Genomic DNA, 24,142 nt, shown 5'->3' with positions numbered 1-24,142 from the left:
CGCCGCCTGAACCGGCGAACCCATGCAGTTCATCGACACCTTCCGCTCAGCCGACTTCCTCGACACGCTGGTGAGCCTTGTGGCGGCCTTCGCGCTCGGCACGCTGATCGGGGCCGAACGGCAGTGGCGGCAGCGCACGGCAGGACTGCGCACCAATGTGCTGGTGTCGATCGGCGCGTGCCAGTTCGTCGACATGGCGATGCACCTTGCCGGCCCGGATGGCGCGGTGCGGGTGGTCGCCTATGTGGTCTCCGGCATCGGCTTTCTCGGCGCCGGCGTCATCATGAAGGAAGGCGCGAATATTCGCGGCCTCAACACGGCGGCGACGCTCTGGTGCTCGGCCGCGGTGGGCGCCTGCGCGGGAGCCGATCTCATCGCCCAGGCGGGGCTCCTAACCCTGTTCGTGCTCGCCGGAAACACCATGCTGCGGCCGCTCGTGCGGGTGCTGGAGCGCCTGCCGCACGATATCAGCGCCGTGGAATCGACCTTCGAGGTCTTCGTCGTGGTACGCACCGAACGGGCGAGCGAGGTTCGCGCGAAAATGGCCGGGGTGCTGCAGGCAGCGAAATACCCGGTCGGCGAGATCGAGGCGACCGAGCGCGGCGAAGAACATGAAGAGCTCAACGCCACGCTGGTCGCCACCTCGGTGCGTGTGGACGAGCTCAACGCCGCCGTCGCCTCGCTGCGGCAGTTGCCGGGGGTGACGAGTGCGGGCTGGATGAGTCGCGTGGCGGACTAGTCGTTAGCGGAAGATGGCCCAACGGCCTAACTGCGCAGGTGCTTGGCGGCGGATCCTGCGGCAGCGCTTTCACTGTTTCTCCCGTTGCGGAAGGCAAGGAACCCGCTTCGCCGGGCGCCAACAACGATTTGTGACGTGTGAGCAACACTACGATTCATTAACCAGATGGAAAGGAACCTTCGGCCCAAACGCCGCGAAGCCGCCACAAACCGGCACGAAATCCGTCCGAGACGCAGTGGACATTAAGGAATGAGCGCAAAGCTCTGACCTTGCCATTGCAGATGGAAAGCGTGCTTGGACATGGGCGTCACCACCATCATCGACAAGAAGGACCTGCCGAGCCGGCATGTGACGGAAGGACCGTCGCGCGCCCCGCACCGGTCCTATCTTTATGCGATGGGGCTGACCGCCGAGCAGATCCACCAGCCGCTCGTCGGCGTCGCATCCTGCTGGAATGAGGCCGCTCCCTGCAACATCTCGCTGATGCGGCAGGCCCAGGCGGTCAAGAAAGGCGTCGCTGCCGCCAAGGGTACGCCGCGCGAGTTCTGCACCATTACCGTCACCGACGGAATCGCGATGGGCCATGAGGGCATGAAATCCTCGCTGGCCTCGCGCGAGGTGATCGCCGATTCCGTCGAGCTCACCATCCGCGGCCATTCCTATGACGCCCTGATCGGCCTCGCCGGCTGCGACAAGTCACTGCCCGGCATGATGATGGCGATGGTGCGGCTCAACGTGCCGTCGATCTTCATCTATGGCGGCTCGATCCTGCCCGGTTCGTTCCGCGGCCAGCCGGTTACCGTGCAGGACATGTTCGAGGCTGTTGGCAAGCATTCGGTCGGCCTGATGTCCGACGCCGACCTCGACGAGATCGAGCAGGTGGCGTGCCCCTCCGCCGGGGCCTGCGGCGCGCAGTTCACCGCCAACACCATGGCGACCGTCTCCGAGGCGATCGGCCTCGCGCTCCCCTATTCGGCCGGTGCGCCGGCGCCCTACGAGATCCGCGACCGGTTCTGCGCCATGGCCGGCGAGCAGATCATGGACCTCATCGCCCGGCAGATCCGCCCGCGCGACATCGTGACGAGGAAGGCGCTGGAGAATGCCGCCACCGTGGTCGCGGCTTCGGGCGGTTCGACCAATGCGGCACTGCACCTACCGGCGATCGCCCATGAAGCGGGCATCGCCTTCGATCTGTTCGACGTCGCGGCCATTTTCAAGCGCACGCCCTATATCGCCGACCTCAAGCCCGGCGGGCGCTATGTCGCCAAGGACATGTTCGAGGTGGGCGGCATTCCGCTGCTGATGAAGACGCTGCTCGACCATGGCTTTCTGCATGGCGACTGCCTCACCGTGACCGGCCGCACGATCGCCGAGAACCTCGCTTCGGTGAAGTGGAACCCGGATCAGGACGTGGTGCGCCCGGCCGATGCGCCGATCACCGCCACCGGCGGCGTGGTCGGGCTTGCCGGCAACCTCGCGCCCGACGGGGCGATCGTGAAGGTGGCCGGCCTGAAGAACCAGACCTTCACCGGGCCGGCCCGCTGCTTCGACAGCGAGGAGGCTTGCTTCGAGGCCGTCACCAACCGGACCTATGCCGAAGGCGAAGTGCTCGTGATCCGCTATGAGGGGCCGAAAGGTGGTCCCGGCATGCGCGAGATGCTGGCCACCACCGCTGCTCTTTACGGGCAAGGCATGGGCGACAAGGTCGCTCTCATCACCGACGGGCGCTTCTCCGGCGCCACCCGCGGCTTCTGCATCGGCCATGTCGGACCGGAGGCGGCGGTTGGCGGGCCGATCGGGCTGCTGCGCGACGGGGATATTATTTCGATCGACGCGGTCGAGGGCACGCTGAACGTGGCCCTGTCCGACGAGGAACTCGCCGCCCGCCGGGCGGAGTGGGTATCGCGTCCGTCTTCGTTTGGCTCGGGGGCCATCTGGAAGTTCGCGCAGGCCGTGGGGCCCGCCCGCCAGGGCGCGGTCACTCATCCCGGCGGCGCAGCCGAGATATCGTGCTATGCGGACATTTGAGCGCTCCCTCTTCGTCCTTCTGGTGGCGCTCTGTCTTGCGCCGCTGCCGGTTGCCGCGTTCAGTGGCGACACGGAATCCGCGCCCGCCCCGGCTCCGGCCCTTCCCGCCGGAGCGCCGCTGGAGGAAGCCGTGCGCTATGGCACGCAGGCGCTGCGCTCCGGCGATACCGAGAAGGGCATCGACTCGCTGCGCTATGCTGCCGAGCAGGGCCACCCCGGCGCGCAGTGGAAGCTCGGGCGCATGTATGCCGATGGCGAGGGCGTCGCTCGCGACCAGATGAAGGCATTCGACTACTTCACCCAGATCGCCAACATGCATGCCGACGACAACCCCTCGGCCCCGCAGGCGCGTTTCGTGGCGGATGCCTTCGTGGCGCTGGGCAGCTACTATCTGAGCGGGATTCCCAACAGCAAGGTGCGCCGCGACCTCGGCCGCGCGCGGGATATGTTCGCCTATGCGGCGTCCTATTTTGGCGATCCCGACGCGCAGTACCAGCTTGCCCGGCTCTATATCGACGGCAACGGCGTGCAGCGCGATCCGCGCTTTGCCGCCCGCTGGCTGGGCCTTGCGGCGCAGAAGGGCCAGTATCAGGCGCAGGCGGCGCTCGGCAGCCTGCTGTTCAAGGGCGACGAGGGCATTCCCAGGCAGGCGGCACGCGGCCTTATGTGGCTGACGCTGGCCCGCGACGGGGCGGCCGGACCGAACGACAAGTGGATCGTCGACCTGTATGACGATGCCTTCAATGCGGCGAACTCGGACGAGCGGGCGATGGCGCTGGTCTATCTCGAGCAGCACTTGAAGGTCGATCGCTAATCGCCTGAGCTTGCAATCGAAGCGAATGGATCGGGCAGGCTGTCCCTAAGCCCGTGCGGCGAGGTCGATATCGGCCCAAACCGGCACGTGGTCGGAGGGCTTCTCCCAACTCCGCGTGTGCCTGTCGATGCCGACAGCCTTCAACCGGTCCGCGGCCTGTGGCGAGAGCAACAGGTGGTCGATGCGGATGCCGTTGTTCTTGTGCCAGGCGCCGGCCTGATAATCCCAGAACGTGTAGAGCTGCGGCGCGTCGCTCGCGGCACGCAGCGCATCGGTCATGCCGAGATTGAGCAATTGCTGGAATGCCTCTCGCGTTTGCGGCAGGAACAGGGCGTCGCCCGCCCAGGCGGCCGGGTCGTGAACGTCCTCCGGGGCGGGGATGACGTTGTAGTCGCCGGCGACGATGAAAGGTTCTTCCAGCGTCAGCCGGTCCGCGATCAGCGCCTTCAGGCGCGCCATCCAGCCGAGTTTGTAGGGGTATTTCTCGGTCAGCGGCGGATTGCCGTTCGGCAGGTAGATGCCGCACACGCGCACCACGCCGCTCGCGGTCGATACCACCACCTCGATCAGGCGGGACTGCACGTCGCTGTCATCGCCCGGCAGGCCGATGCGTACCTCGTCGAACGGGTATCGGGAGAGGATGGCGACGCCGTTGAAGCCCTTCTGGCCGTGCACGGCGACGTTGTAGCCGAGCCCCTCGAAAACCTCGCGCGGAAAGGCTTCATCCACGCATTTGATCTCCTGCAGGCACACGATGTCCGGCTGCGTCTCCTTCAGCCAGGCCTGTGCGTGGTCCACCCGCTGCTTGATCGAGTTCACGTTCCAGGTGGCGATGCGCATGCGGTCTTCCCTTCGAATCACGGTGCCGACAGTACCGGAAGAAGCGTGCGAAGGATGCGGGAGCAGGCGAGGGACACCTCCGCGCCGAAGGCGGCGAAATCCATATGCGAATCCCGGCCTGCAAGATCCGACAGCACGCGGATGACGAGCCACGGCACGCCGAAGGCTTCGCAGACCTGCGCCATCGCGGCGCCCTCCATCTCCACCGCGGCAGCGGAAAACTCACGGTGCAGGCGCTCGCGTAGCGGCTCGGAGGCAACGAACTGGTCGCCGGTGAGGATGCGGGCGAAGTGGATCCCCGGTGCCCGCCCCGCCCCGCCAGCCGCCTGCGAGAGCGGGGCGAGGGTCAGTGCCTCCAGCGCGAGGCGCGCACGGGCGAGGAGCGCGGCGTGGGCGGAAAGGCCGAGCGCATCGGTGGGATTGAAGAAGGGCAGGAACCCGGGCTGATACGGCACGAAGCCATCGGCAGCCGTGTAGCCGGCATCGTGCTGGATGACGTGCTCGGCAATGATGACATCGCCGATGGAAAGCGCCGGATCCAGCCCGCCCGCCACGCCGGAAAAGACGAGGCAGCGGGCCTTGAAACGCGCGATCAGCAGGGTCGCCGCGATGGCGGCATTGACCTTGCCCATGCCGGCGAGCACCAGAACGACCTCCTGCCCGTCGATCCGGCCGCGATGGAAGCGCATGCCGGCGACATCGACGGTCTCATCATGGTCGAGTTCGGCGATGTGGACGGCGAGTTCCTCGCGGAGCGCGCACAGCACTCCAAGCGGGCCGCCCGAGGATGCCATCAGAGCGCGAAGCTGGTGCCGCACCCGCAGGACGCGGTGGCGTGCGGGTTGCTGATCTTGAAGGACGCGCCGATCAGGTCATCGACGAAATCGAGCTGCGAGCCGGACATGTATTCCAGCGAGACCGGGTCGATCACGACCGTCGCCCCGCTTTCGGCAATCACGAGGTCGTCGTCCTCGCGTTCGCGGGTGATGTCGAAGCGATACTGGAAGCCGGAGCAGCCGCCGCCTTCCACGCTTACGCGCAGAACGCTGGCGTCGGGCTCGCCGGAGAGGATCTCGGCAATGCGGCGCGCCGCCCGCTCCGTCACGATGACGGGGATGGGGTCGCCGGATTCCGGGGAAAGAGGTGCGTTCATCGCGCAGCCTTCGCGGTTGAATATGATCTGCCGCAATAGTTAAGTGCGCGCGGCCGCGAGTCAAAGGGCCGCCGGCGCGCTTCTGCCGTGCGCTGGCGACATCGGAGCCAGGGAGAACACCGGATGGCGGTCGCCGCAGCCGTGCCGCGCGTGGCCTATGCCGCCCGCGCCGAGGAAAGCCGCGGGCGCATCGTGGCCGAGAGCGACGCCGGCAATCGCAGTGCCTTCCGCCGCGACGCCGACCGCATCATCCACTCCAGCGCCTTCCGCCGGCTCGCCCACAAGACGCAGGTCTTCGTCTATCATGAAGGCGACCATTTCCGCACCCGGCTCACCCACACGCTCGAGGTGGTTCAGGTCGCACGCTCCATCGCGCGGGCGCTGGGGCTCGACGAGGATCTGGCCGAGGCGCTGGCGCTCGCGCACGATCTCGGCCACCCGCCCTTCGCCCATGCCGGCGAGCGGGTGCTCGATGCCTGCATGGCGGCCTATGGCGGCTTCGACCACAATGCGCAGTCGCTCCGCGTCGTCACCCGGCTGGAGAACCGCTATCCGGCCTTTGACGGGCTCAACCTCACCTGGGAGAGCCATGAAGGAATCGTGAAGCACAACGGTCCGCTCGCCGAGCCGCCGCCCCATGCGATCGCCGCCCATGCCGAGCGGCAGGATTTGTGGCTGTGGAGCTGGCCGAGCGCGGAGGCGCAGGTCGCCGCCCTGTCCGATGACATCGCCTATGACGTCCACGACATGGATGACGGCCTGCGCGCCCGGCTGTTCACCGTCGATGAGCTGGCCGAGCTTCCGCTGCTCGGCGAGGTGGTGGCGGGCATCCGGGCGGATTGGCCGGGCATCGGCACCTCGCGCTTCGTGCATGAGATCGGCCGGCGCATGATCACGGTGCTGATCGAGGATGTCGTGCGCGAGACGCACCGTCGCGCCGGGACGCTCGGCCTCGCGTCGTCGGACGATGTGCGCCATGCCGGGCAGGCTCTGGTCGGCTTTTCCGGACGCACGGCGGAGGCGGAGCGCACCATCAAGGCCTTTCTGTTCCGCCGCATGTACCGGCACCCGCGGGTCGTGCGGATCATGGACGAGGCCGGACAGGTGGTGCGCGATCTCTTCGCCCGCTACATGGACGACAGCACGGCCCTGCCGGCGGAGTGGCGCGAGACGGTGGAGAACCTTCCCGAAGCCCGGCGAGCCCGCCGCATCGCCGATTTCATTGCCGGCCAGACCGACCGCTATGCGCTGGCCGAGCACCAGCGGCTCTTTGACCGGACACCGGAACTGCGCTAGGGCCTCGGCACCTTTGCGGGGGAAGCGCCCCGCCCGATCCTTTCGGAGCCTGCCCGATGAATCTCTACGCGATCTTCGCCGATCACGTTCGCGCTGCCGTTGACGCCCTTGTCGCCGAGGGCGCGCTGCCGGAAGGGCTGGATGGCAGCCGCGTCGTGGTCGAGCCGCCACGCGATATTGCCCATGGCGACCTCGCGACCAATGCGGCCATGGTCCTATCCAAAGACGCGAAGATGAAGCCACGCGACCTCGCCGAGAAGCTGGCGGAGAAGCTGCGCGCGGTGGAGGGTGTCACCCGGGTGGATGTGGCCGGTCCCGGCTTCATCAACATCGCGCTGGACGGCGCCGCCTGGCCGGCGCTGCTCAAGGCGATGCTGCTGGCGGGCGTCGATTATGGCAAGGCCGATCTCGGCCGGGGCGCGGCGGTGAACGTCGAATATGTCTCGGCCAACCCGACGGGGCCGATGCATGTCGGCCATTGCCGCGGCGCGGTGTTCGGCGACGCGCTGGCGAACCTGCTGGCCTTTGCCGGCTGGCAGGTGACGCGCGAATATTACATCAACGACGCTGGCGCCCAGATCGAGGTGCTCGCCCGCTCGGCGCTGCTGCGCTACCGCGAGGCGCTGGGCGAGACGATCTCCATTCCCGAGGGCCTCTATCCCGGCGACTATCTCGTGCCGGTCGGCGAGGCGCTGGCCAGGGAATACGGCCCCGCGCTCGCCGCGATGCCGGAGGTGCAGCAGATCGCCATCGCCAAGGCCGTGTCCATCGACCTGATGATGGCGATGATCCGCGACGACCTCGCCGCCCTCAACATCCGCCATGAGGTGTTCTTCTCCGAGCGCACCCTGCACGACCGGGAGGGCGGCAACGGCTCGATCATCGACAGGTTGCTGGATGAGCTTCGCACCCGCGATCTTGTCTATGAGGGACGGCTGCCGCCGCCCAAGGGCCAGCCGGTGGAGGATTGGGAGGATCGCGAGCAGACCCTGTTCCGGGCCACCGCCTTCGGCGACGAGATCGACCGTCCGCTGATGAAGTCCGACGGCAGCTACACCTATTTCGCCGCCGACATCGCCTATCACAAGGACAAGTTCGACCGCGGCTTCTCCCGGATGATCGACATCTGGGGCGCCGACCATGGCGGCTATGTGAAGCGCATGCAGGCGGCGGTCACCGCGGCGACCGGCGGCGAGGGCACGCTGGAGGTGGAGCTGTGCCAGTTGGTCCGGCTCCTGCGCAATGGCGAGCCGGTGAAGATGTCGAAGCGCTCCGGCTCCTTCGTCACGCTGCGCGAGGTCGTCGACGAGGTCGGCCGCGACGCGGTCCGCTTCATGATGATCAACCGCAAGAACGACGCGGTGCTGGACTTCGATCTTGCCAAGGTGATCGAGCAGACCAAGGACAACCCGGTCTTCTACGTACAGTATGCGAATGCCCGCGCGCACTCGATCCTGCGCAATGCGAAGGAGGCGCTGGGCGAATTGCCCGCGGACCTGTCCGCCTATGCCGGCGCGCCGCTCGATCGGCTGACGGACGAAGGCGAGGTTGCGTTGATCCGGCAGCTCGCGAACTATCCCCGGCTGATCGAGCAGGCAGCCTCGGCGCGTGAGCCGCACCGGGTCGCGTTCTATCTCTATGACCTCGCCAGCGCCCTGCATGCCCAGTGGAATCGCGGTAAAGACCTGCCTCATTTACGCTTCATTATCGAAGATGATCGATTCTTGAGCCATGCTCGGCTGGCGCTGGTGCAGGCGGTCGCCCTCGTAATCGCGTCCGGGCTCGCCATTCTCGGGGTCGCAGCGCCAGAAGAAATGCGGTGAGCGCCGGTATCGGCTGCCGCCCAGTATATGGTGCCGGCTCGCCCGAGCCGGCAGGACGCGACAGCAGTCAGATGGATCGGTGCGATGGTTGACGAGAGCAGGGGACGTTACCGGCAGGACGAGGCTCATCCCCAGTCCGCGTCGGAACGGGCCGCGGCCGACGAGCGGTTGGCCGAACTCGCGCGGCTGATCGCGCAGGACGACCCTTTTGCCGACCTGATGGCGAGCCAGCCTGCCGCGCGACCGGCGGCCCCTCGCGCGCCGGAGCCGCGTGCACAAGAACCTCGCGCGCCGATGGGTGGTCGCCAGCCTTTGCCGCAGGCGTCGCGTGGCCCGGAGAGCCGCGGGCAGGAGCCGCGTGGGCAAGAGACGCGTGGGCAGGACTATCGTGCCCCGGAGCCGCGTCCCGCCGATCCGCGACAGCCGCCGCGCAACCATGAGCCGCGTCCGCGCGATCCGCGTCTGGAGCCGCGGCAGCCGGATCCGCGTGGGCAGGCTCCACGCGGCGAAGCTCCTCGCGGGCAGGAGCCGGAGCGTCACGATCCGCGAATGGACGCTCCCCGTGCGCCCACCGATCCTCGCGCCAATCTGCGGATCCCGGCCTATGGCCAGGGCAACCGGGCCCCGCGCGACATGCCGCTCGGTTCACCCGGGCCGCTCTCCAATTACGCCCGCGACGTTTATGCCGATCCCACGCGCAATGCGGCCGATCCCTATCCGGGCCAACCGCACCAGCATGCGCTGGAGAATCAGGCGAGGGAGCTCAACCGCAACCCCTCCCGTCCCGTTTCGCGCCAGCAGGATCCTTTCGTCGATACGCGCCGCCCCGCCGTGACCGAGCGCGCACGCGATACGTCCAGTGCCGGTGCCGCTGCGGTGGCCGATGCGCTGGGGCAGGGGTTCGATTTCGATGGCATGGACGCGCCGGTGCCCCCGCCGCGCCAGCCGCAGGGTTATGGCGCGGCCCGGCAGCCGGCAGGCCGTCCGGCGGCGGTACCGGAAGCCCGCGGCACCGAGCCCCGCGCTTCCGATGCGCAACTGCCCGATTTCCTTGCCCGTGACCGGTCCGCCCAGCGTCCCGCGGCTCCAGCCGGCCGCCAGCCTCTCGCTCCCGTTGCGCCCGCCCAGCCCGCGGCGCCCGCCCGCCCCGGACCCGAGGCGGACGAGGATGAACGCCTCGATCTCGGCGCCCATGACCGCGGTGCGGCCGAGGACGTCTATGACGACGAGGCCGATGTCGACTACACCGCGGAATATGAGGCGTTCGATGCCGAGCAGCGCGCCCGCAAGCGCAAGCGGCTCGTTGTCGTCACCGCGCTGGTTCTGCTCGGCACGGTGGCGCTCACCGGCTTCTATGTCTGGCGTCAGGGTGGCGGCGGTTCGGCACATTTCGCCAGCAGCGCCGATGGCCAGCCGCCCGTCATCAAGGCGGACGACACGCCCAACAAGGTGACGCCCGACAAGCCGACCGGCGACCCCAATGGCGACGGCCAGAAGGTGATCTATGACCGCGTTGGCGCCGACGCGCCGCAGGGCGGCGAGAAGGTGGTGCCCCGCGAGGAGCAGCCGGTGGACGTGACGCAGGCCGCCCAGCCGCGCAACGTCACGGTCGGCGCCCCGACCCCGAGCACGCCCGCGCCCACCGGTGCGATGCCTGCCAGTGGCGCGGCCCCCGCCGCGGCCGGCGCCGGGGCGACCGAGCCCAGGCGCGTGCGCACGCTGACCGTGCGGGCCGACGGCACCGTCGTGGACGCGCCGGCCCCCGCGCCGGTCTCGCCGACGACGCCGGTGGGCGGTGCCTCGCCGACCGATTCCACGCCGATCGCCTATGCCCCGGCAACGCCCGCGGGTGACGATGCCGGCGTTCCGCTGCCGCCCAACCGCGATCCCGCGGGCGGGACCCAGACAGCAGCCGTCGACGCGGCCTCGGGCCTCTCCACCGCCAGCGGCTTCTTCGTGCAGCTTGCCTCCGTCGGTTCGCAGGCCGAGGCGCAGGGCGTGTGGAAATCGGCGCAGACGAAATATCCGGGCGTGCTTGGTAACTACAAGCCGAGCATCCGTCGGGTCGATCTCGCCGACAAGGGCATCTACTACCGCACGCAGGTGGGTCCCTTCGCCAATCGCGACCAAGCCGTGAACCTGTGCCAGAATCTGCGCACCCAGGGCGGCCAGTGCATGGTGCAGAAGTACTGATCCAGACCCCTTCTTCCGCCGGATGACGGTCAAAGGGCCGTGCCGGCGGGAGGTGTGTCCCAGAACAAGGGCGGCACCGCCGTCCCCGCGCTCCCGGAAGCTGCATTCCCGTCATGTCCAAGCCCGCCTCTGTCCGCGCCTTCATCTCCGGTTGCGCCGGCCTCGTGCTGACGCCCGAGGAGGAGGGCTTCTTCCGCGCGAACAATCCGTGGGGCCTTATCATCTTTCGCCGCAACATCGAGAGTCCGGCGCAGGTCGCGGCGCTGGTCGACGCTTTTCGCGCCGTCGTCGAGCGGCCCGATGCGCCGGTGCTGGTCGATCAGGAAGGCGGGCGGGTCCAGCGCCTTAATGTGCCGCACTGGCCGGCCTATCCCGCTGCGGAGTGCTTCGAGCGTATCGCCCTGCGCGACGGTCTTGCCGAAGGCGAGGCGGCCGCCCGCCTCGGCGCGCGGTTGATGGCGGAGGATATGGCGGCGCTGGGTATCAATGTGGATTGCGTTCCCTGCGCCGATCTGCGTCTGCCGGAAGGCCATGGCATCATCGGCGACCGGGCCTATGGGTCCGAGCCGGCGCAGGTGGCCGCGCTTGCGCGGGCGGCGGCCGAGGGACTGATGGCGGGCGGCGTGCTGCCGGTACTCAAGCACATTCCCGGCCATGGCCGGGCGCGCGCCGACAGCCATGAGAGCCTGCCGGTGGTCGAAACCTCGCGCGCCGAGCTGGAGGCGACGGATTTCGAACCCTTCCGCCGGCTCAGCGACCTGCCGCTCGCTATGACTGCGCATGTCGTCTATGCCGCGATCGACCCGGGACACCCGGCGACGACCTCGCCCACCGTGATCGCTGAGATCATCCGGGGGCATATCGGCTTTGACGGCGCGCTGATGAGCGACGACCTCTCCATGGGTGCGCTGTCCGGAACGCTGGCCGCCCGGACGGAAGCCGCCTTTGCCGCCGGCTGCGATCTCGCCCTCCATTGCAACGGCCGGATGGACGAGATGGTGGAGGTCGCGAGCGCGACTCCCGTGCTGAAGGGCGAGCCCGCGCGACGCTGTGCAGCCGCGCTTTCCCGGCTGAATGGGCGGCAATCCATCGAGCTTTCCGAAGCGCGCACGCAATTTTCGGCTATGATCGCCGTCTCCTGAGAGGGAACGGCTCATCCGCAATGGCGCAGACCGATCCAGCCTTCATGGCCGAGGATGCCGCAGGTGCATCCGGCGAGCCGGCGCTCGTCGTCGATGTCGGTGGGTTCGAAGGGCCGCTCGACCTGCTGCTGTCGCTCGCCCGGACGCAGAAGGTCGATCTGGCGCGCATCTCCATCCTTGAGCTGGCCGAGCAATATCTGCGCTTCGTCGAGGAGGCACGGCGTATCCGGCTGGAGCTGGCGGCGGATTATCTGGTGATGGCTGCGTGGCTGGCCTATCTCAAGTCGCGGCTGCTGATCCCCGAACCGCCGAAGGAAGAAGGTCCGAGCGCCGCCGATCTCGCGGCCGACCTTGCCGAGCGTCTGCGGAGGCTGGAGCGGATTCGCGCCGCCGCCGCCCATCTGGCGACGCGCGACCGCCTCGGCCACGAGGTCTTCGCCCGTGGCGCGCCGGAACCCCTGCGCAGCGAGGGGCGCCCGGTCTATGAGGCGACCCTTTACGATCTGCTGGCCGCCTATGGCGCGCAACGTCAACGCGCGGCGCTCTCCCAGGTGCGCTTCGCCCCCCGCAACGTGCTCTCGCTGGCCGATGCGCGCGAGCGGCTGCAGCGGCTGATCGGCCGGCTGGCGGCAGATGGCACGGGGAATGCCGATTGGGCGCGCCTTGACGGGTTCTTGCTGAACTGGATGGCCGATCCGAAGATGCGCGCCACCGCGCTTGCCTCCGGCTTTTCCGCCAGCCTCGAAATGGTGCGGGAGGGGCTGATCGAGGTGCAGCAGGACGGCCCCTTCGCCCCCATCTGGATTCGTCTGCGCGGCACGCCTTCCGGCCCCGCCAGCGAGGGCGCGCCATGAGCGCGGACGCTGTTCGCTCGGAAGCCTTCCGCGCCCATCCCGATCCTTCCGTGACCCCGGATCGCGCGCTCGGGCTCCGGCTGCTGGAGGCGATGCTGTTCGCGAGCGACGAACCGCTCGACGAGGAAACGCTGGCGGCACGGCTGCCCGAGGGTTCGGACCTCTCCTCTCTGCTGGCCGAGCTGTCCTCCGACTATGCCGTCCGCGGCGTGAACCTCGTTCGTGTTGCCGGTTGCTGGACCATGCGCACCGCACCCGACCTCGGCTTCCTGCTGGCGCGGGACAAGCCGGAACCTCGCAGGCTCTCCCGCGCCGCGCTGGAGACGCTTGCCATCATCGCCTATCACCAACCGGTCACGCGTGCGGAAATCGAGGAGATCCGCGGTGTTTCCGCCAACAAGGGCACGCTGGACGTGCTGCTCGAAACCGGGTGGGTGCGCATGCGGGGACGTCGCCGCAGCCCGGGGCGCCCGATCACCTATGGCACGACGCTCGGTTTCCTCAGCCATTTCGGGTTGGAGGCGATACAGGATCTGCCGGGCATCGAGGAACTGAAGGGCACCGGGCTGATCGACGCCCGCGTTCCGGCAGGCCTCACCGTGCCGCTGCCCAGCGACGAGGAAACCCTGCGCGACGACGAGGATCCGCTCGAACCCGATCTTGTGGACCTGGCGTTGGCGCCCTATCCCGAGCCGGAGGACGGCGACGAGGAGGGCGCGCCCCATGGCGCCGCGGACTGACGGTCGCGTCCGGACGGAAAAGGGAATGGCATGAGCGTGGTCGATCATCCCGTGCGCGAGGGGCATTGCGCAGGCATGCGGACGCCGGCCGCGCTCGCCAGCCGGCTCATCGTGGAGGATGTGCGCCTGGCCTATGGCGACGTGCCCGCGGTGCGCGGCGTGTCCTTCACCGCGGAGCCCGGCGAGATCATTTGCCTGCTCGGCCATTCCGGTTGCGGCAAGACCACGCTGCTGCGCCTCATCGCCGGCATCGAGCGGCCGGATTCCGGGCGCATCCTGCTGGACGAGCGGGTGCTGGCGGGGCCGGAGGGCTTCGTGCCGCCGGAGCGGCGTAATATCGGGCTGGTGTTCCAGGACTATGCGCTGTTCCCACATCTCACCAATCTGGAGAATGTGGCCTTCGGGCTGCGCCGCATGAACACGGCCGACGCCGAGGTCGAGGCACGGCGGGCGCTCGCCCGTGTCGGGCTGGAGCGCTATGCCGGCGAATATCCGCACACCCTTTCGGGCGGCGAACAGCAGCGCGTCGCGCTGGCGCGGGCGCTGGCGCCACGACCGGGGATCCTGCTGATGGACGAGCCCTTTTCCGGGCTCGACCGCCGCCTGCGCGACAGCGTGCGCACCGAGACGCTGAACGTGCTCCGCGAGGTCCGTGCCACCTCGATCATCGTGACCCACGACCCCGAGGAGGCGATGCGGCTCGGCGACCGCATCGGGCTGATGCGCGCCGGCGCGCTGGTGCAGATCGGCACGCCGGAGGAGCTTTATCGACATCCCGCCGATCTCGCCGCGGCGCGCTTCTTCTGCGAGCTGAACGAGGTGCCCGGTCGGGTGAAGGCCGGGATGCTGGAAACCCCGCTCGGCCGCTGGCCGGCTACGGGACTGGCCGAGGGTGCGGCAGGCATCGCCGCGATCCGCCCGCAGGGGGTTGGCCTGCGGGCGCCGGGCGCAGGACGCCGCGGCCGGCTCGTGGCGCATCGGTTCCTCGGCGAGCTCGATCTCTATGAGGTAGCTGTGGACGGTCTCGACGATCACCTCGTCGCGCGCCGCCGACCGCTGGCGGGGCTGGAGCGGGGCCATGAGGTCGGCGTGGAGATCGAGGCTGCGGAGGTGCTTGTCTTCGCGGCGGAGACTTCATAGATCACGAGAGGTCACGCGCGGGCGCGGCGGCGAGGGGCGGTTTCCGAGTGCGGTACGCCTGCGACAACGTGATCGCTGCGTCCCCATGCGGCGCGGCCTGCGCGAAAATCCGGCTGCCACTTTCCCCCGCGATGCTCTAGTGTTCGCTCGACAGTGCGCGGCCACAGGGGACAGGCGGTCCACCTTCCTTGCGAAGGATCTCTCCGGGCGTGGCCGGCGGCACAACGAAACAGGGAGTTTTAGTCATGGGATCGCTGAGCATCTGGCACTGGCTGATCGTGCTCGTCGTGGTGCTGCTGCTGTTCGGCCGCGGCAAGCTGTCGGACCTCATGGGCGATGCCGCCAAGGGCATCAAGGCGTTCAAGAAGGGCATGGCGGATGACGACGATACCCCGCCCGCCAAGCCGGCCGAGCCGATCCGCACGCTGGACCACCAGCAGACCGTCGAGCAGGAGCGCACCCGCGTCGGCTGAGGTCGGCTGAGGCGTTTCACCTGAGGCTTCCGGAACGGGGAGGGGCCGCCGCCGCGCGGCCCCGTGCGCGTCATGTTCGATATCGGCTGGTCCGAGATGATGCTGATCGGCGTGGTGGCGCTGGTCGTGATCGGGCCCAAGGAATTGCCGGCCGTGCTGCGCACCGTGGGGCAGGGCGTCGGCAAGCTGCGCCGCATGGCCGGCGAGTTCCAGGGCCAGTTCCGCGAGGCGCTGCGCGAGGCGGAACTCGACGGGTTGCGCGAGGGGCTGAAGAAGGATTTCACCTCCTTCAGCGAGGATACGCGCAACGCGATCTCCGCCGCCATTCCGACCAATCCGCTGCACGATCTCGAAAAGGAGATGAATGCGGCGGCAGCGCAGCCCGCGAGCGCCAAACCGGTGGACGAGAAGGCGGCGATCGACCAGATCGAGGGACGCATCGCCGCGCCGCCTCCGGCCGAGGCCCCGCAGGGCGTCGCCGAGCCGCTGCCGGCAGCGCCGACCGCGCCCGTCGAATCGAGTGCGCTCGACCATGTGCCGCCTCCACCGTCCGCTTCGGCGACGCCCCAGGAGGCTCTCGTCGCTGACGTGAAGCCGGCCGTACCCGACCCGGCGCCGGCCGGGCCGCCGAAACGCACCCGCACCAGGACGGCCGCGGCCGGAGAGACTGCCAAGCCCGCCGCGAAGCCTGCAAACGCGCCGCGTGCTCCCCGCAAGCCGAAGGCAGCCGGCCCATCCGAGGCCCGGCAGATCGCATCCGCCGCCGCGGATCTCGACGATGACGCGACCGGGGATCTGTTCGAAGGCCAACCGCTTTCCGCATCCGCTTCCGCCGCGCCTTCGTCCGAGGTGGCCCCGCCCGCCCGTAAGGCACCCGCCCGAGCCCCGCGCGCCAAGGTCGCCCGTCCGCCGGGCGAGGCCGCGACCGATACGCCGGCCCGCGCGCCGCGCCCGCGCAAGGCCGCAACCCGCACCACCGACACTGCCGCCCCCAAAGCGCCGGGCGATGAAGGAGCCTCTTCGTGAGTCAGGAGGAGATCGACGCCTCTAAGGCGCCCCTGATCGAGCATCTGGTCGAGCTGCGCGCCCGTCTCATCAAGTCGCTCATCGCCTTTCTGGTGGCCTTCATCGGCTGCTTCATGCTGGGCCGCTACATCTACAACCTGCTGCTGTGGCCCTATGAGTTCGCCGCCGGCGGCACCGAGCATGTGAAGCTCATCTACACCGCGCCGCAGGAGTTCCTGTTCACGCAGATCAAGCTCGGCATGTTCGGCGCCGGTTTCCTCGCCTTCCCGATCGTGGCGACGCAGGTCTACATGTTCGTCGCGCCCGGGCTCTACAAGCATGAGCGCAACGCCTTCCGGCCTTACCTCATCGCGACGCCGATCTGTTTCCTGATCGGGGCGGCCTTCGTCTATTTCGTCGCGATGCCGCTGGCGATGCACTACTTCCTGTCGATGCAGCAGATCGCTTCCCCGGGCGAGGCTGAAATCTCGATGCTGCCGCAGGTCAGCGAATATCTGTCGCTGATCATGACGCTGATCTTCGCCTTCGGCATCTGCTTCCAACTGCCCGTGATCCTGACCCTGCTGGCGCAGATCGGCATCGTCACCTCGCAGCAGCTCCGCTCATTCCGCCGCTACGCCATTGTCGGCGTGTTCATCGTCGCGGCGGTGCTCACCCCGCCGGATGTCATCAGCCAGCTCTCGCTCGCGATCCCGACGCTCCTGCTCTACGAGGTGTCGGTGTTTCTGGTGAAGCTTGTCGAGAAGAAGCACCGTCCGGCGGACGAGGCCGAAACGGGGCCGCAGTAGACTGCAGGTGCGCCGCGCGGACAGGAAGGCTTGTCGGCGCCGCGCGCATTGGGTACGTCCTGCCAGTCCCGGCAGATGGCCGGGACAATCCCATAGGGGACGAGAGCGAGACGGCCATGCACGACATCAAATGGATCCGCGAGGAGCCCCAGGGCCTCATTCGCGCGCTGACGCGGCGCGGCACCGATGCGGCCGAGGCGTCCGCGCTGGTGCAGGGTCTCATCGCGCTGGACGAGCGCCGCCGTGCCGGCATCGTGAAGCTGGAAGAGCTGCAGGCCCGCCGTAATGCCGCCTCCAAGGACATCGGCGCCGCCAAGAAGGCCAAGGACGAGGCGAAGGCCGAGGCCTTGATGGCCGAAGTCGCCGGCCTGAAGGACAGCATCCCCGCTCTGGAAGTCGAGGTGAAGGCGGCGGAGGAGGAACTGAACGGCCAGCTCGCCGCGATCCCCAATGTTCCGCTCGACGACGTGCCGGACGGCAAGGACGAGACGGAGAACGTCGATTACGAACTGGTGCCGCGCCCGGACCTGCCCTCCGGCGAGGTGCCGGTGCCGATGTGGCGGGACTACACCTTCAAGCCCGAGCAGCATTTCGAGATCGGCGAAGCCTGGGGGCTGATGGATTTCGAGGCGGCGGCGAAGCTCTCCGGTAGCCGCTTCGTGGTGCTGAAGGGCCAGCTTGCCCGGCTGGAGCGGGCCATCGGCCAGTTCTTCATCGACACCCACACCACCGAACACGGCTATCTGGAAGTCTCGCCGCCCGTTCTGGTGAAGGACGAGGCGATGTTCGGCACCGCGCAGCTGCCGAAGTTCCGCGACGACCAGTTCCGTGCCGGGGACGAGCACTGGCTGATCCCCACCGCCGAGGTGCCGCTGACCAATCTCGTCGCGCAGAGCATCGTCGCCGAGGAGGAGCTGCCGCTGCGCCTCACCGCGCTCACCCCTTGCTTCCGCGCCGAGGCGGGGGCGGCGGGGCGCGACACCCGCGGCATGATCCGCCAGCACCAGTTCACCAAATGCGAGATGGTGTCGATTACCACGCCGGATCAGTCGCCCTTCGAGCATGAGCGCATGCTCGCCTGCGCGCAGGCGGTGCTGAAGAAGCTCGGCCTGCATTTCCGCGTCATGCGGCTGTGCACCGGCGACATGGGCTTCGCCTCGGGCAAGACCTTCGACATCGAGGTCTGGCTGCCGGGGCAGAACGCCTATCGCGAGATTTCCTCCTGCTCGACCTGCACCGATTTTCAGGCGCGGCGCATGAATGCGCGCTATCGCCCGAAGGATGCGAAGGGCCCGCGCTTCGTCCATACGCTGAACGGTTCGGGCGTGGCGGTGGGGCGGGCGCTGGTCGCGATCCTCGAAACCTATCAGAACGCGGACGGCTCCGTCGCGATACCGGATGTGCTGCGGCCCTATATGGGCGGGCTCACCCGGATCGAGAAGCCGTAACAGGGAGCGCCCCGCCGGGCGCCGAAGGGAGAGAGGCTGATGCGGATTCTGGTCACGAATGACGACGGCATCCACGCCCCGGGCATCGACGTGTGCGCGCGGATCGCCCGCGCGCTCTCGGACGATGTGTGGGTGGTGGCACCGGAATTCGACCAGTCCGGCGTCTCGCATTCGCTCTCGCTCTCCGACCCGCTGCGGCTGCGGCAGATCGAGGAGAAGCGCTTCGCCGTGAAGGGCACGCCGACCGACTGCGTGATCATGGCCGTGCGCCACATCCTGCAGGACCTGAAGCCCGATCTCGTGCTCTCCGGCGTCAATCGCGGCCAGAACGTCGCGGAGGATGTCGGCTATTCCGGCACGGTGGCCGGGGCGATGGAGGGCACCGTGCTCGGCGTCCCGTCCATCGCGCTGTCGCAGGCCTATGGCAAGGAAACCCGCAGCCACCCGCCCTATACCGTCGCGGAGCACTATGGTGCCGACGTCGTGCGCCGTGTGCTCGATGCCGGCATTCCGCCCGGTATCGTGGTGAATGTGAACTTCCCCAACCGTCCGATCGGAGAGGTGAAGGGCATCGCGGTCACGTCCCAAGGCAAGCGCAATCAGGAACTGCTGCGTATCGACGAGCGAGCCGACGGGCGTGGCAATCCCTATTACTGGATCGCCTTCGAGCGCCGCATCTTCGAGACGGTGAACGGTTCGGACCTGCATGCGCTGGACGAGGGGCGCATCTCCGTCACACCTTTGCGGCTCGACATGACGGACGAGCCGGAAATGACCCGGCTCGCCCGCGTCTTCGCCGATTGAGCGGCAGCCCGGCAACAGGAGCCATCCATGGGGGAGGTGCCGGGTGGAGAAAAGGGTGCCGACCCCTCCGGTACGGGAAACGGCGGGCAGACCGTGCCGCCGCCCGGCGGGCGCGCGCCGACCGGCGCCGGTGCCCGCTGGGCCAACCGGCGCTGGCTTTTCAGCCGGGCCAACCGGCGGCGGCTCTATGAGATCCTGGAGCGCGATTCGGCGCAGGACCGCACCGCCGAACAGGTGAACCGCGTCCTCATCCTGCTCATCGTGCTCAACACGCTGGCAGCCCTGCTGGAAACGGTGCCAAGCCTGCTGCTGCACGATCGCCCGGAATTCCGCCTGTTCGAAATGGCCTCGCTGGTCGTCTTTGCGGTGGAATATATGGTGCGTGTCTGGGTGGCGCCGGAGAATCCGCGCTATCGCGGGTTGTCGGCCGCCAAGGCGCGACGGCGCTATGTCCGCAGCCTGCCGGCGATCGTCGATCTCATCGCGTGGCTGCCTTTCGCCGTGGCCTTCCTCACCAGCGGGCTCGACCTGCGCGCGCTCGCGATCCTGCGGGTGCTGCGCTTCGCCAAGCTGGCCCGCTATTCGCCGGGCATGCAGTCCCTTCTGGACGTGCTGCGCTCGGAACGCCAATCGCTGCTCGCCTGCTTCTGGCTGGTGGCCGCCGCGGTGCTGGTGTCGGCCTCCGCCATGTACATTGCCGAGCGTGGCGCGCAGCCCGACACGTTCTCCTCCATTCCCGCCGCCATGTGGTGGGCGCTGGCGACCATCACCACGGTGGGTTATGGCGACGTGGTGCCGATCACCATGCCGGGTCGCATCATCGCCGGCTTTACCATGCTGGCGGGCGTCATTACGCTGGCGCTGCCGGTCGGCATCATCGCGACGGCCTTCGCCGAGACCATCAAGCGGCGCGACTTCGTCATCACCTGGGGCATGGTCGCGCGGGTGCCGCTCTTCGCCGATCTCGATGCTGCGGCGATCGGCGAGATCCACCGCCTGCTGTCCTCGCACACCGCCGAGCCCGGCGAGATCCTGGAGCGGCGCGGCGAGCCGGCGCGCTCGATGTATTTCATCGCCTCCGGCGAGGTGGATCTCGAATTCGACGACGGTCCGGTGGTGCTAGGCGAAGGACAGTTCTTCGGCGAACTGGCGCTTCTGAACCACACGAGGCGCGCCGCGACCGCACGGGCACGCCGACGCTCCATGCTGCTCATCCTGAGCGCGGACGATCTCGACATGGTGATGCGCCGTCGTCCCGAGATCGGCCGGCGCATCCGCGCCATGGCACACGAGAAATACGGCCCGCGGCCGCTGCAGTCGAGCGGGGACATCGCCGCCAGCGAGGTGGCGGGCAAGGCGGAATAGCAAAACGGCGGCCCACAGGCCGCCGTTTCGTTGTCACGGACAGCCGATGTTCAGGCCAGCGCCTTCGACAGGTTCTCGGAAATCTTGTCGAGAAAGCCCGTGGTCGAGAGCCACTTCTGGTCGGCGCCGACGAGGAGTGCGAGGTCCTTCGTCATGTAGCCGCTCTCGACCGTGTCGATGCACACCTTTTCCAGCGTCGCGGCAAAGGCGGCGAGGTCGGCATTGTCGTCGAGCTTGGCGCGGTGGGAGAGGCCGCGGGTCCAGGCGAAGATCGAGGCGATGGAGTTGGTGGAGGTCTCCTTGCCCTTCTGGTGCTCGCGGTAGTGCCGGGTCACGGTGCCGTGGGCGGCTTCGGCCTCCACGGTCTTGCCGTCCGGCGTCATCAGCACCGAGGTCATGAGGCCGAGTGAGCCGAAACCCTGCGCCACGATGTCGGACTGCACGTCGCCGTCATAGTTCTTGCAGGCCCAGACATAACCGCCGGACCATTTGAGCGCGGAGGCGACCATATCGTCGATCAGGCGGTGCTCGTACCAGATCTTCCGTTTTTCGAACTCGGCCTTGAATTCGGCATCGTAGATCTGCTGGAAGATGTCCTTGAACCGACCGTCATACTGCTTGAGGATCGTGTTCTTGGTCGAGAGATAGACAGGGTAGTTGCGCATCAGGCCGTAATTCAGCGAGGCGCGCGCGAACTCGATGATTGACTCGTCGATATTGTACATCGCCATGGCGACGCCCGAGCCGGGGAAGTCATAGACATCGTGCTCGATGGTGGTGCCGTCTTCGCCGACGAACTTGATCGTCAGCTTGCCCTTTCCGGGCACCTTGAAGTCGGTGGCGCGGTACTGGTCGCCGAAGGCGTGGCGGCCGACGATGATCGGCTGCGTCCATCCCGGCACGAGACGCGGCACGTTCTTGCAGATGATCGGCTCGCGGAAGATCACGCCCCCGAGGATGTTGCGGATCGTCCCGTTGGGCGAACGCCACATCTTCTTCAGGTTGAATTCCTTCACGCGGGCTTCGTCCGGCGTGATAGTGGCGCATTTCACGCCGACGCCGACCCGCTTGATCGCTTCGGCGGCGTCGATCGTTACCTGATCGGCGGTCGCATCGCGGTTTTCGACGCTAAGGTCGTAATATTCGAGGTCTATGTCGAGATAGGGGTGGATCAGCTTGTCTTTGATGTACTGCCAGATGATGCGGGTCATCTCGTCGCCGTCGAGTTCGACGACGGGATTTGCGACCTTGATCTTCGCCATGGTGTCACCTCGCACGGAAGCAGAATCGTAATGGGGCCTCGGCGTCCGTCCGCGCGGCGGACGCCGGTGGGTGGGTGATAGCGCGCTACCGCGTCGCAGGAAAGCGCGGCCGGGCCGAAGCGTCCCGCAAGATCCGCGCCGCTCGCATGGTTCGTTCCGCCCAACCGCACGGTCGTGTCGTCGCAGGACTTGCCGTTGCGTCATTCCGCCCGATCGAGGTCCGGGCTTCGCAAGTCGCGGTCCTGCCGTTATGACGGGCCGCCAACGGAGACGACACATGCCTGGCGCAGGAACCGACAGCACGAAGCCCTGGACCGAAGGCGGGCCGGTCATCATTCTGGTCGAGCCGCAGCTCGGCGAGAATATCGGCTCGGCGGTGCGGGCCATGGGCAATTTCGGCCTGTCGCGGCTGCGGCTCGTCAATCCGCGCGAAGGTTGGCCGAATCCGAAGGCGGTGACCTTCGCCTCCGGGGCCGACCGCATCCTCGACAGCGCCCGGCTCTTCCCCGACGTGCGCTCCGCCGTTGCGGACTTGCAATTCGTCGCCGCCACGACGGCGCGGGAGCGCGGGATGGCGAAGCCTGTCCTCGGTGCCGACGTCATGGCGGGGGAGGCGGCGGGCCGGCTGGCCGCCGGCGAGGATGTCGGGTTCCTGTTCGGGCGCGAGCGCACCGGGCTCTATACGGAAGAGGTGTCGCTGGCCGACGCCATCCTCACCCTGCCGGTGAACCCGGCCTTCGCCTCGCTTAATCTCGGCATGGCTGTGGCGGTGGTGGGCTATGAGTGGTTCAAGCTCGCCTCCAATGGCGCGCTGCCCTTCGCCCCGCCGGATCGCTCGCTTCAGGCCGACCGGGCGGACCTCTTCGCCTTCTTCGACCATATCGAGCGCGAACTGGAGACGGCCGGCTTCTTCCGCTCGCCGGAAAAGAAGCCGTCCACCATCCGCAACATCCGCAACATCTTCCATCGGCAGAACCTCACGCGGCAGGATCTTGCAACCCTGCACGGCATGGTGGTCGCGCTCGCGGAGGGGCGGGAAGGGCGCCAGGGCCGCCAGTCCGCCGCGAAGGCCGCGCGCGCGGCGAAGAAGGGGGAAAGCGAGCCTCGCGAGTGAGAGGCTGCCCGCCGCGGCATCAACGCTTTCTTCACCGCGTATGGCCACAATGCCGCCTGCTAGAAGGGCGAAGACCATGTCGATCGAGACTCACCCCTGCAGCATGACGGCGGGGCTCACCCGAGCCGGCAGTCCGATGCGCACCGTCGCCTTCCCGGCCGCCATGTCAGACAGCACACGCGCACCGACCGTTCTGGTGTTCGATTCCGGCCTCGGCGGGCTCTCGGTGTTCCGGGAGCTGAAGCGGGTACGGCCGGATGCCCGCTACGTCTACGCGGCCGACGATGCGGCCTTTCCCTATGGCCGGCTGGACGAGGCAACCGTGCTGGCGCGGGTGCTGGCGGTCATGGATGCGCTCATCGCGCGCTACCGGCCCGATGCGGTGGTCATCGCCTGCAACACCATCTCCACCGTCGTGCTGCCCGCCTTGCGCGCGCGCCACGCGATTCCCTTCGTCGGCACGGTGCCGGCGGTGAAGCCGGCCTGCGAGCATTCCGCCTCCGGCCTCGTCAGCGTGCTGGCCACGCCCGGCACGGTGAAGCGGGACTATACGCAGGCATTGATCCGCGAATTCGGCCATGGCTGCGCGGTCACTCTCGTCGGCAGCCAGCGCCTCGCCAGCCTCGCCGAGCAGGCGATGGCCGGAGGCGCCGTGCCGGATGCCGACATCGCCGCCGAGATCGTTCCGGTTTTCGTGGAGGCGGGGGGGCGCCGCACCGATACGGTGGTGCTAGCCTGCACCCATTACCCGCTGCTGCTCGATCGCCTCCAGCGACTCGCGCCATGGCCGGTGCGCTGGGTCGATCCCGCGCCCGCTATCGCCCGCCGCCTCGGCTCGCTTCTGGGACCAGCGCCGCAGCGCTTCCAGCCAGAGCCCCTCACGCTGGTCGCGACCGGCACGCCCTTCGACCAGGCGCTGGTGGAGGCGCTGGCCGGCGCCCCGGCGCAGGCGAACGACCTGCTCGATCTGGCCCCGCTCGTCGCGAGCGTCTGACGACATCCTGAACGCACGTCGCCTCGCGGGGCCTTGCCGGGGCCATCTTCGCCTTGCCAAGATCGCGCGGTGACGCTGCGTCGCTATCGGCGGCGCGTGACGAGCA

Annotated in this window: 22 protein-coding genes; 18 read left to right on the top strand and 4 right to left on the bottom strand. The window is 68.2% G+C overall.

Features of this window, described 5'->3' with window-relative positions:
* Window positions 1-22: 22 nt before the first annotated feature.
* The 3 genes from MWN34_RS18340 to MWN34_RS18330 all read left to right on the top strand — a co-directional run bounded on the left by MWN34_RS18340 (window position 23) and on the right by MWN34_RS18330 (window position 3,581).
* Window positions 23-739 (top strand): MgtC/SapB family protein, encoded by a 717-nt coding sequence (locus tag MWN34_RS18340; protein WP_247030760.1) that lies wholly within the window; start codon window positions 23-25, stop codon window positions 737-739.
* A 300-nt stretch (window positions 740-1,039) separates the two neighbouring features.
* The gene (gene ilvD, locus MWN34_RS18335) at window positions 1,040-2,767 is read left to right on the top strand and encodes a dihydroxy-acid dehydratase (RefSeq protein ID WP_247030759.1); all 1,728 of its coding nucleotides are present in this window, start codon (window positions 1,040-1,042) and stop codon (window positions 2,765-2,767) included.
* The gene (locus MWN34_RS18330; RefSeq protein ID WP_247030758.1) at window positions 2,754-3,581 is read left to right on the top strand and encodes a tetratricopeptide repeat protein; all 828 of its coding nucleotides are present in this window, start codon (window positions 2,754-2,756) and stop codon (window positions 3,579-3,581) included. Before ilvD ends, MWN34_RS18330 begins: the two co-directional genes overlap by 14 nt.
* Window positions 3,582-3,626: 45 nt before the next feature.
* Here MWN34_RS18330 and xth read toward each other — a convergent pair whose 3' ends face one another.
* From xth to erpA, 3 genes are read right to left on the bottom strand one after another with little or no spacing between them, the layout of a single operon-like run.
* On the bottom strand, window positions 3,627-4,421 hold the full coding sequence (gene xth / locus MWN34_RS18325; protein ID WP_247030757.1) for an exodeoxyribonuclease III: 795 nt from the start codon (window positions 4,419-4,421) through the stop codon (window positions 3,627-3,629).
* Window positions 4,422-4,438: 17 nt separating this feature from the next.
* Window positions 4,439-5,215 carry a 5'-methylthioadenosine/adenosylhomocysteine nucleosidase gene (locus MWN34_RS18320; protein ID WP_247030756.1) on the bottom strand — a complete coding sequence of 259 codons (777 nt, stop codon included), beginning with the start codon at window positions 5,213-5,215 and terminating at the stop codon, window positions 4,439-4,441.
* Window positions 5,215-5,574 (bottom strand): iron-sulfur cluster insertion protein ErpA, encoded by a 360-nt coding sequence (gene erpA, locus MWN34_RS18315; protein WP_247030755.1) that lies wholly within the window; start codon window positions 5,572-5,574, stop codon window positions 5,215-5,217. Before erpA ends, MWN34_RS18320 begins: the two co-directional genes overlap by 1 nt.
* Before the next feature lie 123 nt (window positions 5,575-5,697).
* On the opposite strand from erpA, the gene MWN34_RS18310 reads away from it, so the two are divergent.
* The 13 genes from MWN34_RS18310 (at window position 5,698) to MWN34_RS18250 (ending at window position 20,666) form a co-directional block, all read left to right on the top strand.
* Window positions 5,698-6,870, top strand: a complete 1,173-nt coding sequence (locus tag MWN34_RS18310; protein ID WP_247030754.1) for a deoxyguanosinetriphosphate triphosphohydrolase — start codon at window positions 5,698-5,700, stop codon at window positions 6,868-6,870.
* 56 nt (window positions 6,871-6,926) lie between these two features.
* Window positions 6,927-8,693 (top strand): arginine--tRNA ligase, encoded by a 1,767-nt coding sequence (gene argS / locus MWN34_RS18305; RefSeq protein ID WP_247030753.1) that lies wholly within the window; start codon window positions 6,927-6,929, stop codon window positions 8,691-8,693.
* Between the two features lie 84 nt (window positions 8,694-8,777).
* Entirely contained in the window at window positions 8,778-10,886 is a 2,109-nt protein-coding gene (locus MWN34_RS18300) for an SPOR domain-containing protein (RefSeq protein WP_247030752.1), read from the top strand.
* A gap of 113 nt (window positions 10,887-10,999) precedes the next feature.
* Window positions 11,000-12,028 carry a beta-N-acetylhexosaminidase gene (gene nagZ, locus MWN34_RS18295; RefSeq protein WP_247030751.1) on the top strand — a complete coding sequence of 343 codons (1,029 nt, stop codon included), beginning with the start codon at window positions 11,000-11,002 and terminating at the stop codon, window positions 12,026-12,028.
* A 20-nt stretch (window positions 12,029-12,048) separates the two neighbouring features.
* Window positions 12,049-12,882 carry a segregation and condensation protein A gene (locus MWN34_RS18290; RefSeq protein WP_247030750.1) on the top strand — a complete coding sequence of 278 codons (834 nt, stop codon included), beginning with the start codon at window positions 12,049-12,051 and terminating at the stop codon, window positions 12,880-12,882.
* The gene (scpB, locus tag MWN34_RS18285) at window positions 12,879-13,622 is read left to right on the top strand and encodes an SMC-Scp complex subunit ScpB (protein WP_247030749.1); all 744 of its coding nucleotides are present in this window, start codon (window positions 12,879-12,881) and stop codon (window positions 13,620-13,622) included. The genes MWN34_RS18290 and scpB overlap by 4 nt, the downstream gene beginning before the upstream one ends.
* Window positions 13,623-13,652: 30 nt before the next feature.
* Window positions 13,653-14,762: an ABC transporter ATP-binding protein gene (locus MWN34_RS18280; RefSeq protein ID WP_247030748.1), complete on the top strand. Its 1,110-nt coding sequence runs from the start codon at window positions 13,653-13,655 to the stop codon at window positions 14,760-14,762.
* Between the two features lie 245 nt (window positions 14,763-15,007).
* On the top strand, window positions 15,008-15,235 hold the full coding sequence (locus tag MWN34_RS18275; protein ID WP_247030747.1) for a twin-arginine translocase TatA/TatE family subunit: 228 nt from the start codon (window positions 15,008-15,010) through the stop codon (window positions 15,233-15,235).
* A 72-nt stretch (window positions 15,236-15,307) separates the two neighbouring features.
* Entirely contained in the window at window positions 15,308-16,261 is a 954-nt protein-coding gene (gene tatB / locus MWN34_RS18270) for a Sec-independent protein translocase protein TatB (protein ID WP_247030746.1), read from the top strand.
* Complete coding sequence (gene tatC / locus MWN34_RS18265) at window positions 16,258-17,049, top strand: twin-arginine translocase subunit TatC (RefSeq protein ID WP_247030745.1); 792 nt, start codon at window positions 16,258-16,260, stop codon at window positions 17,047-17,049. The genes tatB and tatC overlap by 4 nt, the downstream gene beginning before the upstream one ends.
* Before the next feature lie 116 nt (window positions 17,050-17,165).
* Window positions 17,166-18,497, top strand: a complete 1,332-nt coding sequence (gene serS / locus MWN34_RS18260; protein WP_247030744.1) for a serine--tRNA ligase — start codon at window positions 17,166-17,168, stop codon at window positions 18,495-18,497.
* A gap of 39 nt (window positions 18,498-18,536) precedes the next feature.
* The gene (gene surE, locus MWN34_RS18255; protein WP_247030743.1) at window positions 18,537-19,301 is read left to right on the top strand and encodes a 5'/3'-nucleotidase SurE; all 765 of its coding nucleotides are present in this window, start codon (window positions 18,537-18,539) and stop codon (window positions 19,299-19,301) included.
* A 27-nt stretch (window positions 19,302-19,328) separates the two neighbouring features.
* Window positions 19,329-20,666, top strand: a complete 1,338-nt coding sequence (locus tag MWN34_RS18250; RefSeq protein ID WP_247030742.1) for a cyclic nucleotide-gated ion channel — start codon at window positions 19,329-19,331, stop codon at window positions 20,664-20,666.
* 50 nt (window positions 20,667-20,716) lie between these two features.
* Here MWN34_RS18250 and MWN34_RS18245 read toward each other — a convergent pair whose 3' ends face one another.
* Window positions 20,717-21,928 carry an NADP-dependent isocitrate dehydrogenase gene (locus tag MWN34_RS18245; protein ID WP_247030741.1) on the bottom strand — a complete coding sequence of 404 codons (1,212 nt, stop codon included), beginning with the start codon at window positions 21,926-21,928 and terminating at the stop codon, window positions 20,717-20,719.
* 277 nt (window positions 21,929-22,205) lie between these two features.
* Here MWN34_RS18245 and MWN34_RS18240 point away from each other — a divergent pair, with 277 nt between their 5' ends.
* Window positions 22,206-23,042: an RNA methyltransferase gene (locus MWN34_RS18240; protein ID WP_247030740.1), complete on the top strand. Its 837-nt coding sequence runs from the start codon at window positions 22,206-22,208 to the stop codon at window positions 23,040-23,042.
* Between the two features lie 136 nt (window positions 23,043-23,178).
* Window positions 23,179-24,036 carry a glutamate racemase gene (gene murI, locus MWN34_RS18235; RefSeq protein ID WP_247030792.1) on the top strand — a complete coding sequence of 286 codons (858 nt, stop codon included), beginning with the start codon at window positions 23,179-23,181 and terminating at the stop codon, window positions 24,034-24,036.
* Window positions 24,037-24,142: the final 106 nt, after the last annotated feature.

It is taken from the genome of Ancylobacter crimeensis (genome assembly GCF_023016805.1).
Taxonomy (GTDB): Bacteria; Pseudomonadota; Alphaproteobacteria; order Rhizobiales; family Xanthobacteraceae; genus Ancylobacter; species Ancylobacter crimeensis.
The sequence above is the reverse complement of the archived record's forward strand: the minus strand, read 5'-3'. Positions and strand labels throughout refer to the sequence as shown.